The following is a 1,462-nucleotide window of genomic DNA, read 5'->3' on the forward strand; positions in this document are numbered from 1 at the left end:
GCGACAGCGCAATCGGGGTCGTGATGGGATTCCGACTCATGCTGGCGGCTCCTTGTCGGTGAGGGTGTGGCATATGGCACGATGCTGTGCGCGGTCTTCCGCATCCGCATCGTCGTCGACAGCGCGCTCATGCAGCTGGAAGCCCTGATTGGCTAGTTCTCCGTTCGACATGTCGCCCCGATAGACTTCTGCGACGGGCACGGCGTAGGTACTGCCATTTGCCAAGGCGATCACGTACGACTGCACCTCTGGCCGATGGTCGATAGAGATCAGCGCATCATCATCGATGACGCCGCTCCCCACTGGAGCGCCGTCGGCCAGCACGGTGTATGGCATGCCCACAGGAAGGTTGTGCCGACTGATGGCCGACGCGACTGCGCCCAGCCACAACTTTGTCGGGGGTAGTCCGGTCGGGAGCTGGGCCTCAAGTGGCACGGAAGCGGGGCCGGCTTTGTCCCACGCGGCGCACTTCTCGACGATGTCGCCAGTCGTGCCGTTCTCGATCCGCTCCGGCGTGATGCGAATGTACGAACCGCCTGCGCCGATTAACACCTCTTTGTCGGCGGAGAGAATCAGCTTGCCATCGACACTGGCGATCTTCAGGTCCTTCAGCGCGCTCAGGTGCATCTCGTCGGACTGAGCCTGGATCTCGACCTTTCCCCTGCTGGCGAACAGCCTCATTCCAAGGCGTTGCGCGAACAGTGATATGCCGTTCCCGGCGGCCACCATGAACTGCCTGAGCACACTGATATCTGCGTTTCCCCCCGCAGTTGCAATCAGATTATTGTTGGCAGTCAATTGCAGGTCCTTGCCTGAGACCAACGCCATGCCCGCCGGTGCACTGGCAAGCAGGCCGGCAGCCTTCAGCTGGTCGAGGGTGTCGCCGAGCAGCGCCTTCTGCCGCTCGCAATCAGCGACGAGTGCCTGTGCCGCTCTGGCGGATTCGGCCAGCGCTTCCGTTTGCTGCTGTGCGATCGTCAGCAGCCGCAAGGCAGGTTGCATGTCCAGTTGCGCCCCACCGGCCCCAGGCTGATCGTCCGCCGACAAAAACAGCCCCTTGCCCGCCCGCACCGCGCCCCAGTGCGATGTCCGCAACTCGAACCCCTGCCCCCGCTCCTTCATCTGGCGGTCCACCAGGTACCCGAGATTCAATTGCGACTTGCCGCCGTACTCGGCGGCCTTGAGCCGCTCGTAGGCGTGCGCGGGGTTGTAGTCCGATGCCAGGACCGATCTGGCGACGGTTCTCGTATGGGTAAGAATCGCAAAGACGGCTTCGGTGCCCGACTCCAGCCCGGCCGTCTCCCGATAGGGCACCCGCAGTTCCGGCTGATAGATGTAGTGGTCGATGTCGTCCCCGAACACCACAATTTCGCCAAATTTTCCCGGCGCGAAGTAGCAATACATGCCTTCCTGCTCCATCAGCAGGCGCACGTAGTCCCAATCGGACATCTGGTACTGCAGG

Annotated in this window: 1 protein-coding gene; it reads right to left on the bottom strand. The window is 62.5% G+C overall.

The window, feature by feature from the left end; translation table 11 throughout:
• Positions 1–36: 36 nt before the first annotated feature.
• Positions 37–1,462: DUF2345 domain-containing protein (locus AC3G88_RS29370; RefSeq protein ID WP_488894491.1), on the bottom strand; the 1,426-nt coding region annotated here is incomplete at its 5' end.

The sequence above is a fragment of the Cupriavidus sp. 86D6 genome (assembly GCF_057815095.1).